The organism is uncultured Dialister sp. (assembly GCF_937959425.1).
GTDB lineage: Bacteria > Bacillota > Negativicutes > Veillonellales > Dialisteraceae > Dialister.
The window spans coordinates 1-9,810 of record NZ_CALGPS010000059.1; the positions used below are offsets into that span (position 1 = coordinate 1).

The 9,810-nt window shown below is 53.4% G+C and carries 4 protein-coding genes; 1 reads left to right on the forward strand and 3 read right to left on the reverse strand.

Going from position 1 to position 9,810, the window contains the following annotated elements:
* Positions 1–246: 246 nt before the first annotated feature.
* On the forward strand, positions 247–810 hold the full coding sequence (locus tag Q0482_RS02355; protein ID WP_299142866.1) for an HD domain-containing protein: 564 nt from the start codon (positions 247–249) through the stop codon (positions 808–810).
* A gap of 608 nt (positions 811–1,418) precedes the next feature.
* Here the strand turns inward: Q0482_RS02355 and citC are convergent.
* The 3 genes from citC to Q0482_RS02370 form a co-directional block, all read right to left on the reverse strand.
* Complete coding sequence (gene citC / locus Q0482_RS02360; RefSeq protein WP_299142869.1) at positions 1,419–2,504, reverse strand: [citrate (pro-3S)-lyase] ligase; 1,086 nt, start codon at positions 2,502–2,504, stop codon at positions 1,419–1,421.
* 1,236 nt (positions 2,505–3,740) lie between these two features.
* Positions 3,741–5,075 carry a folylpolyglutamate synthase/dihydrofolate synthase family protein gene (locus Q0482_RS02365; RefSeq protein WP_299142871.1) on the reverse strand — a complete coding sequence of 445 codons (1,335 nt, stop codon included), beginning with the start codon at positions 5,073–5,075 and terminating at the stop codon, positions 3,741–3,743.
* 932 nt (positions 5,076–6,007) lie between these two features.
* Positions 6,008–8,659, reverse strand: coding sequence for a valine--tRNA ligase (locus Q0482_RS02370; protein ID WP_299142873.1), 2,652 nt, complete (start codon positions 8,657–8,659; stop codon positions 6,008–6,010).
* Between the last annotated feature and the right edge of the window lie 1,151 nt (positions 8,660–9,810).

Consider the following 9,810-nt stretch of genomic DNA (forward strand, 5'->3'; position numbering starts at 1 on the left):
CGGCTTCACATGCAAGACTAAGTACCGGCTGCTTGCTAGGCTTTGCCGGGCCCGGACTTTCACCGGACTATACTATACACGCCGAACTGGCGCACAACTTCAGAACCCTCGGGGCATAAGCCCTTCAAACTTCGGCCCGGAGGGCCGTCAAACCTCACGCCCGCAAGGGCGTGTCAGATCATGTCATTGACAATCCCCCTCCCATCACCTATGCTATTTATAAGATTTATAAAGGAGGAGTTCATTATGAGTCAGCTTACACTGGCGAAAGCCAAAGAAATTTTATCGAAGTATACCACCGAGGATCATCTTTTCACCCACGCCATGGCAGTGAGTGCGGCCATGGGAGCCATGGCGGACTATTTCCACGAAGATAAGGACCACTGGGAGGCCATCGGGTATCTCCATGATGTGGACTATGAAAAGTTCCCCCAGGAGCACTGCCACCATGTGAGGGAGTTTCTGGAGCCGGAAGGTGTGGACGATGAGGATATCAAAACTATCATTTCCCATGGCTGGGGCATCTGCGACAATGATGTAGAACCTACCACAAACATTGAGAAGAGTCTTTTCACTGTGGATGAACTCACCGGCGTGGTCATGGCCTATGCCCTTATGCGTCCGGAAGGCATTACAGGCATGGAGCTCAAGGGTTTGAAGAAGAAATTCAAGGACAAGCGCTTTGCTGCCGGCTGCAATCGGGACGTCATCAAGAAGGGCTTTGAAATGCTGGGCCTTGACGCCGGTGTGGTCATGCAGGCCTGCATTGACGGTATGACCGCCCACAAGGAAGAACTGGGGCTGAAATAAGAGGGCCGCGGAGTACCCCCGTGGTTCCCTCCCCCATGATTGTCCCACCGATTTAGCGGGAGGGAAGGTGGTACGTAGTACCAAAGGGGGCAGGCCCCCTGGGCCCGAGGGTTGTGAGTAAAAAGGTTCTTAAGTTTGATGGGTCCTCCGGGCCCAAGGGTTCTTAGGTTTGACAGGCCTGCGGCCTGAGGGTTGTGGATAGCCCCACAGGGGAAACGACTCACTGGATTTTCAGTCGTCTAACGACTCCCTACAGCACGGCTATCACCGACTCACAATAATTTGTGCGTCGCTTTGCTCCTGCAAATTATGTTCGCTGGTGTAACTCCAGTTCGCTGTGCACCGCTACGTGGCAATGAGTTTTATATGCCGCTGGCGCGGCCCATTTCCACTGCTATCGCGATCCCCCTCCGCCCATAAGGACGGTTGTAAAGGTTTTATACCTCAACTGGCGCCTTATAATTTAAAAGGCGCCACCACAACCCTCGGCACCGCAGGTGCCGTCAAACTTCGGCCCGGAGGGCCGTCAAACCTCACGGCAAAGGCGTGTCCATCATGTCAAAAAACCTCTCTCCTTTTCAGGAGGGAGGTTTTTTCATTCAACGTTTTTATTCTTTCTTTGCAGCTGCTTCTTTTGCTTTTTCTTCTTCTTCCATTTTCTTGAAGGCTTCGGTCATCTTGATTTTACGGATAACTTCCTGGCCTGCAGGGCTCTTGAGGTAGATGAGGGTTGTTTTCGGTACCATGCGGTATACTGTTTCCCAGTCATCTTCCGCCAGGGCTCTGCGGACGGAGGAGGCGGATACGATCTGGTTGCCCTTCTGTTCCCTGGGGATTTCCTTCAGTTCGATGCCGTTCTGGGCAAAGACTTCGCGCATGGCATTGTTATAGGCCATGGTGGTCTTGTCGGTGGGCTCCTCCCCTACGAAGCGGACGGTGATGTTCAGTGCCGGCGCAATGCGGGTGGCGAAGATGGTGGCGTCCAGTTTGGTCTGGGCAGCCAGTTCATCGGTGCCTTTGATGAAATAGGTGGGGAATGTGGCGTTGGAAATAATGAAATCGCCGCCGCTGATGACTTCGACTCCCTTCATGTCCCGTACTCCCTGTTTGATAAGGGAGAAACGGTCGGAGAATGGGAAAATGGAACGGTCTTCCTGCACGGCAAAGATAATCACTTCATCGCAGTTATTGTGGGCATATTCCACCAGACTCCGGTGGCCCAGGGTGAAGGGATTGCAGTTCATTACAATGGCGCCCCGGTTCTTGCCTTCGCCGGTACCGAGAATGGAACGTACACGCCCCAGGTAGTCTTCCAGTGTATCGGTGCCCTTTTCCAGAAGAGCCGCATAGGGTTCAGCCACCGCCACGCATTTGAAACCCATATGTTCAAAAACCGGCACGTTCTTCGGTTTTGTGAAAATCTGGTTCCCCGTCACGCCCCGGCGGTAGGATTCGCCCTGCAGGTTGCGGATAATACGGCGGGTAAGGCCCTTCTTCTGGTACTTCTCGCTGATGGCAATATCCCGCATGACGCGGCCGCCCAGGGAACCGGTGCCGATAAGCTGTCCGTCATCATAAAGACCCATGGTATAATCAATATTTCCTGTAAAGGTCAGCTCGAAACCTTTCAGAAATTCTACTACTTTCGCTTTTTCCGAGGGATCGGTCAAAAAGATTTCATGCTCTGTAATCATAGTCCGGACTCCTTTTTAAAAGAACAAAGATAAGTATATATGATAACCTTTGGCGTAAATACTACTTTTTAAAGGCAACTCCATTATAACACAGTATTCCTAAAATCTTCAATATTTGCATGCTGTAAAAGCATGATGCTATAACAGGTATGTATATAATAGCTGCTTTGCAGCTCCGGGTGTAGAGGGTTCTGCGCCCTGCGGGCGCAAGGGTTCAGAGGGGAAGGTTCTTAAGTTTGATGGGCCTGCGGCCCAAGGGTTCTTAGGTTTGACGGCCCTGCGGGCCGAGGGTTGTGGTATCGCCCTTCGGGCGACGAGTATAAAGTCAGCGTTACGGGAATGCCTTTTGTGTCACCAAGGGTACATGACGAAGAGCGTTAGCCTTCTTCCTCTGGAAGATGGGAGTCCTGCAGAGGACTTCCAAGTCGGGCTAATATTTGAGTATAGCCTGCACATAAAGCGAACACCTTAATGCCCGACGGTGGCGCCGTCAGGCGACGGAGGATAGCGGCCTTTCGCAGAAAGGCCGAGGCCCCGCAAGGGCCTGATGTGACACATTCGTGAAATGCCGCCTTTCGGCGGCGCCTTTGCACAGCAAAGGCCTATCCTCAGCCCTGTCGGGCAGCTCCTTCCAAAGGAAGGAGCCTTACGTTACGTGCTTGCCTCTTGTGTCACCAGTGCTGCATGACGGAGTGCGTTAGCCCCCTTCCTCTGGAAGGGGGTGACACCGTCAGGCGACGGAGGATAGCGGCCTTTCGCAGAAAGGCCGAGGCCCCGCAGGGGCCTGATGTGGCACATTCGTGAAATGCCGCCTTTTGGCGGCGCCTTTGCTGCGCAAAGGCCTATCCTCAGCCCTATCGGGCAGCTCCTTCCAGTGGAAGGAGCCTTACGTTACGGGATTCTCCGTCTTCTACTTAAATTATAGCTAAACATTCTGCTGAATTGGCCACTGGCGTGGCCACCCCCTATCCGGCTGCGCCGGACTGCTCCACGGGAAAGCGTCTCACACGATTCTCAGGTCGCTGCCGCTCCCCTACGAATCGTGTTCGCTTGCCACCCCTATTCAGGGGGGAGAATATGCATCTCTATGTGTTCCTGCAGAATCATGTGGTACGGAAACCAAAGGGGGCGGTTATAAAGGCCTTCTGCTTCCTTCGGGGCACCCCTGTCAAACCTGTCTTGCAGTCGTCCCCAATCAAAAATCCCCGGATTTCCCGGGGATTTTTATTAAGATGACTATTTCTTTTCTGCTGCTTCCATTTCTTTTTCTTCGATGAAGCGGATGGCGTCTCCCAGAATGTAGAGGGAGCCGCAGATGAGGACGATGTCCCCTGCTCCTGCTTCATTGGAAGCATCTTCCAGAGCTGCCTTGACAGAAGGTTCTGCTTTGAAAGCGGCGTCGATTTTCTGGGCTTTGATCATGGCCTCGATTTCTTCAGGCTTTCTTGTCCTGGGGGTGGGTGCCTTGCAGGCGAAGACTTTGTCCCCTTTGCGGATGAGGAGCTGGATCACCGTTTCCGTATCCTTATCGGCCAGGGATGTGAATACGAAGAGGCGGCGTTTGTCGGGGTACTGTTCCTGCAGTGCTTCCATGAGGGCTTCGGCGCCGGCGGGGTTGTGGGCGCCGTCCATGACGTAGGTGACACCTTTGACGTCGTGGATTTCAAAGCGTCCCTGCCAGCGGGTGCGGGCCAGGCCTTCGCGAAGGTCGTTTTCGTTGACCCGGTTGTCCTGTTTCATAATGATGGAAAGGGCCATGGTGGCAACGGCGGCATTGACTGCCTGATGGGCGCCGACGAAAGGAACGAAAAGGAGGCTCTTTTCCAGTTCCTTGGGCATGTCTTTCCGCTTCACTGTAACAACCTGGCCATGTTTCCAGGGGCTTCTGGAGTCGATTTCAAAGTCCCTTCCATAGAAATAGATGCGGGATTTCTTTTCATGGGCTTCTTTCTTCAGCTGTTTCAGGGCCACGTGCTGGGCGGCGGTAACCACCGGAATGCCTTCTTTGATGATGCCAGCCTTCTGGTGAGCGATTTCCTGCAGCGTATTTCCCAGGTACTTCATATGGTCCATGGCCACATTGGTGATGACGGAAACCACGGGAAGGATGACGTTGGTGGAGTCGTAGAGTCCGCCCATGCCTACTTCCATGACAGCGTAGTCCACCTTCTGTTCTTTGAAATACCAGAAGGCCATGGCGGTCAATAGCTCGAATTCCGTAGGCGCTTCTACGCCGTCGGCAATGACGGCTTCGGCAGCTTCACGGACAACCGTAGCCGCTTTAGCAAAGTCTTCTCTGGAAATATCATGGCCGCAGATATAGATCCGTTCGGTGTAGTCCACCAGATGGGGAGACACGTAGCGGCCCACCCGAAGCTGGGCATTTTCCAGAACGCTGGTAATCATGGCCACTACGCTGCCTTTGCCGTTGGTGCCGGTAACGTGGATGACCTTGTAGGCATTTTCCGGATTTCCCAGTTTTTTCAACATGGCCTCAATCCGCTCCAGTCCCGGCTTAATGCCGAAGGATGCTGCCTGTTCCAGGTAGGCCACAGATTCTTCGTAATTCATATTTTCTCCTTTACACAGGAAGTACTCCCTGACGTGAGGGAGTCTTCGGATGATTGATGTTATGTGAAATAGGGTTCCCCCATCCTATTGTGCCCCCTGAACAGGGGGAAAGGTGGTGCCGCAGGCACCAAAGGGGGACGGCCCATGGAGCCACTGCGTGGCAGGGTTCAGAGGGTTCAGAGGGGAAGGTTCTTAAGTTTGATGGGCCTACGGCCCAAGGGTTCTTAGGTTTGACGGCGGCTCTGCCGCCGAGGGTTGTGGATTGCCGCTGACGCCGCAGTTTTTAGCCCCCTTCCTTTGGAAGGCAGAAGCCCTGCAGAGGGCTTCTGAGCCGGGCTAATATGTGAGCATAGCCTGCACACAAAGCGAACACCTTAAAGCCCGGCCGTTGGTGTCGCCGCAGGCGACGGAGGATAGCGGGCTTTTGAAAAAAGGCCAAGGCCCCGCAGGGGCCTAAATGACTCTTCCGTAAAATGCCGCCTACGGCGGCGCCTTTGCACAGCAAAGGCCTATCCTCAGCCCTATCGGGCAGCTCCTTCCAGTGGAAGGAGCCTTACGTTACGGGATTTTCCTCCTGCTGCAAAAATCACGCTAAGCATTCTGCTGAATTGGCCGCTACGCGGCCACCCCCTATCCGGCTGCGCCGGACTTCCCCCTATTCAGGGGGCAGAATATAACCCCTCTATGTTTTCCCGCAGAGTCAAGTAGCACAAATTCACAACACCCATAGTCCCCCCGCTTCAGCGGGGTAAAGGTGGTGGCGCAGCCACCAAAGGGGGGGCCGCCGCCAAGCGGCATTTCTACTTATTGCCCGAAGGGCAATCCACACCCCTCCCCCTTTGGTACCTGGCGGTACCACCTTTCCCCCGCAAGCGGTGGCACAATGAACCTTCGGGGCGAAGGCCCCGTCACTCTTTAGAACCTTTTCTTTCTCAGAGCTGATCCAGGAATTTCAGGCGTTCGTTCAAAGATTTCATCTTTTCTTCGAACTGGGCCAGTTTTTCCTTTTCCTTGGCCACTACTGCTTCCGGTGCTTTGGCAAGGAAGCCTTTGTTGGAGAGCTTGCCGCTGGTGCGGGCAATGTCTTTTTCAAGGGCTGCCTTATTCTTTTCGATTTTTTCCTTTTCCTTGGCAGTGTCGATGAGGCCTTTCAGTTCCAGGTATACTTCCAGTCCGGTGACTACGGTGGTGAGGGCGTTTTCCGGCTTCGGTGCGTCGGCGGAGAGGAGTTTGATTTCTTCCACATGGCCCAGTTTTTCGTAGTATTCCTTATGGTTTTCAATGCAGTCTTTCAGGTCGTTTCTAAGAACGGCAATCTGGATGTGGCACATCTTGTTCGGTGTTACATTGGCTTCGGCGCGCATGTTGCGGATGGCTTTGATGGAGTCCATAATCCGTTCAAACTGTTCTGCTTCGTCTTTGAAGCGGAGGTTATCATCAGCCTTCGGCCAGGGAGCTCTTGCCAGGATTTCGCCTTCATGGGGCAGGTGCTGCCAGAGGTGTTCGGTAATGAATGGCATGAAGGGGTGGAGCAGGGCCAGCATGCGGGTGAGGGTGTATACCAGCACGTACTGGGTGACTTTGCGGTCCCTGTTATGTTCGCCGTAGAGACGGGTCTTGGCGGTTTCGATATACCAGTCGCAGAAATAGTTCCAGGCGAAGTTGTAGATGGAATCAGCTGCTTCACCCAGTTCGTACTTGTCCAGGTTGGTGCTTACATAGTCTTCGGTGGCTGCCAGGCGGTCCAGGATCCACTTGTCTGCCAGGGTAAGTTCCTCTTTGGCGGGAACGAAATCTTTATCATAGTCGTCCAGGTTCATGAGGGTGAACTTGGTGGCGTTCCACAGTTTATTTGCGAAATTCCGATTTCCTTCTACCTTTTCATAGTAGAAACGCATGTCATTGCCCGGGGTGTTGCCGGTGACAAGGGTAAAGCGGAGGGCGTCGGCGCCGTATTTGTCGATGACTTCCAGAGGATCAATGCCGTTTCCGAGGGACTTGCTCATCTTGCGGCCCTGGGAATCGCGGACCAGGCCGTGGATGAATACATACTTGAAGGGGATTTCATGCATAAATTCCATGGACATGAACATCATGCGGGCTACCCAGAAGAAAATGATATCGTAGCCGGTGACCATGGTGGAGGTTGGGTACCACTGTTTCAATACCGGTGTCTGGTCCGGCCAGCCCATGGTGGAGAATGGCCACAGGGCGGAGGAGAACCAGGTATCCAGCACGTCCGGGTCCTGGTGAATATGCTTGCTGCCGCACTTCGGGCATTCGGTAAGGTCCGTGCGGGACGCGCTTACGGCGCCGCAGTCGTCGCAGTACCATACGGGGATACGGTGGCCCCACCAGAGCTGACGGGAAATGCACCAGTCATGAATGTTTTCCAGCCACTGGATATAGGTCTTGGAGAAACGTTCCGGTACGAACTTTGTCTTGCCGGAGGTGACTGCTTCCATAGCCGGGCCTGCCAGGGGTTTCATCTTTACGAACCACTGCTTGGTGGTCATCGGTTCCACCACCGTCTTGCAGCGGGAGCAGTGGCCTACAGCGTGCTTCGTTTCTTCAATCTTCACCAGAAGGCCGGCGTTCTTGAAATCTTCAATAATGGCCTTTCTGGCTTCATAGCGGTCCATGCCGTTGTACTTTCCGGCCTTTTCGTTCATGGTGCCGTCTTTGTTCATGATGACGATGGTGGGCAGGTCATGGCGCTGGCCTACTTCAAAGTCGTTGGGGTCATGGGCCGGCGTAATCTTCACGCAGCCTGTACCATAGGCCATATCTACATAATCATCGGCGATGATGGGGATTTCCCTGTCCGTGGTGGGGAGCTTTACCATCTTGCCCACCAGGTGGGTATACCGTTCATCATTGGGATTTACCGCTACCGCCGTATCGCCGGGGATGGTTTCCGGACGGGTGGTGGCAATCTGGATATAGCCCTCTTCTCCAACGATAGGATAGTTGAAATACCAGAGATGTCCCACTTCATCTTCGTGCTCCACTTCGATATCGGAAAGAGCGGTCTGGCAGCGGGGGCACCAGTTGGTAATACGGAACCCCTGATAAATGAGGCCTTTTTCATAGAGGGAAACGAACACTTCACGAACCGCCCGGGCGCATACATCGTCCATGGTGAAACGTTCCCGTTTCCAGTCGCAGGAGGAGCCCAGGCGGCGAATCTGGAGGCCGATACGGTTGCCGTATTTTTCCTTCCACTGCCATACCCTTTCCAGGAACTTCTCACGGCCCAGGTCGTACTTATTGAGTCCTTCTTCGGCAATCTGCTTTTCTACCTTTACCTGGGTAGCAATGCCTGCATGGTCCTTGCCCGGCAGCCACAGTACATTGTAGCCCTGCATTCTCTTGTAGCGGATCAGGATATCCTGGAGCGTATTGTCCAGAGCATGACCCATGTGCAGCTGGCCCGTTACATTCGGCGGCGGCAGCACAATGCTGTAAGGTTCCTTAGAGGGGTCCGGTTCATCATGGAATACATCATGATCTTCCCAGAACTTATACCATTTCTGTTCAATCGCGCTTGGATCATACTTTCCAAGATCTTCAAAATCTGCCATATTCTTCACTCCTAAAAATAAAAAATCTCCTCCATCCCATAGGACGAAAGAGTGCTTCCGCGGTACCACCTAAATAATCATACATGATCGCTCATTTGCGTATAACGTGCGCCACGGGCATAAGCCGGCTCCGGGGTGACCCGCTGCTTCATCCTTACCGCCATCCCACCACCGGCAGCTCTCTAGAAATTCATCCGCAGCTTCTTCCCATCTTTGCTTTTACATATGATATAAAATATCATAGCAGGATTCAAAATGAAATGCAAGGGGAGGGAATGAAAAAGGGGCCGCAGTGCGGCCCCCTTTTTTATAGGGTTCTTAGGTTTGACAGCGGCTGTGCCGCTGAGGGTTGTGGATAGCCGCTTCGCGGCAATAATTATAGAAAGTCAGCATTACGGGACTTGCATTTGTGCCACTATGGCTCCCCCGTCATTTCGAGCGGTGGTACAAGCCGGTATGAATCCATAGTTTCATGGAGCCAGTGAAAGGGAGCCGAGAAATCTCCCTGCAGAATGCTGCTCTGCGGCAGTTAGTTCAGCATAGAGTTTCATTTCGCCGCTTATCCTCGTACACCCCCGCACCACTTCGTGGCCCTCTTCCCCTCAAGGGGACGCAAGGACGTTACGGGATTAACGTAGAGGCAGCAGCAGTTAGCTTTTAGCAGTTAGTATCTGGCTATAAGAAACCTCTTGCGTTGCGTATCATTGTGCATGAACCGGCATTACGGTGAATTGGCCGCTGCGCGGCCACCCCCTATCCGGCTACGCCGGACTTCCCCCTATTCAGGGGCAGAATAAGCCTCTCAGTGCTTTCCCACGGAATCATGTGGCACGTTAGTAAGCGTCCATAGTGCCCCCGCTTTAGCGGGGTGGCAAGGGAACTGGATTCGTAAGGAGCCGATAGGCGACTGAGAATCCAGTGACACGCTTCCCTTTGGGTAAAGGTGGTGCCGCAGGCACCAAAGGGGGCCGCATTTCCCACGCGCCGCAGGCGCGGTTGGCCTGTTTTCCCTCGCCCGCCAGGGCGGTTTTATGGTTTTTACTAGCTCACTAGTACACTAACCGTCTAACTTCTAACTTCTATCGTCTATCGTCTATGGGTCTGTCAAGTCCTTTGTGTAAATTTTTTCTGTCAAGTTAAGATTATTCTAA

What these genes read in the sequence shown, in the direction of transcription:
- Q0482_RS02355 (WP_299142866.1), top strand. Translation starts at nt 247, where the DNA reads ATGAGTCAGCTTACACTGGCGAAAGCCAAAGAAATTTTATCGAAGTAT.
- citC (WP_299142869.1), bottom strand. Translation starts at nt 2,504, where the DNA reads ATGATTACAGAGCATGAAATCTTTTTGACCGATCCCTCGGAAAAAGCG.
- Q0482_RS02365 (WP_299142871.1), bottom strand. Translation starts at nt 5,075, where the DNA reads ATGAATTACGAAGAATCTGTGGCCTACCTGGAACAGGCAGCATCCTTC.
- Q0482_RS02370 (WP_299142873.1), bottom strand. Translation starts at nt 8,659, where the DNA reads ATGGCAGATTTTGAAGATCTTGGAAAGTATGATCCAAGCGCGATTGAA.